The sequence below is a fragment of the Treponema sp. R80B11-R83G3 genome (assembly GCF_054786115.1).
On sequence record NZ_BDHF01000597.1, the window covers coordinates 1 to 336 of the forward strand.

Consider the following 336-nt stretch of genomic DNA (forward strand, 5'->3'; position numbering starts at 1 on the left):
ATTGAACGGCTGCCGTCGGGGAAATTCAATGCGAACGAACTGTATTTGATGATAGCGATGAACGCGTTTAATGTATTGCGGTTCATAGGGCAAAGTGCGAAGAAAATAAAAACAGCGTTGCCGGTTAAAAGTCGGAGCCAGAGGATGCGGCTTGGCAAGGTAATACAGAATATTATTGGTATTGCCATAAAATATGTCAGACACGCCGGAAAGAAAATCATAAAAATCTGGGAAGATAATCCTTGGCATCATTTATATTTTCAACTTGATGCCGCCTTTCAATGCTTGTAATTCTCTAATCCGTTAAAATATAGAGAATTTTCATACGGATTCAGG

At 39.6% G+C, this 336-nt stretch carries 1 pseudogene; it reads left to right on the top strand.

The annotated features are described in order from the left end of the window. A pseudogene (locus ACYVRH_RS15130) lies at positions 1-291 on the top strand (hypothetical protein); the annotation flags it as partial. Positions 292-336: the final 45 nt, after the last annotated feature.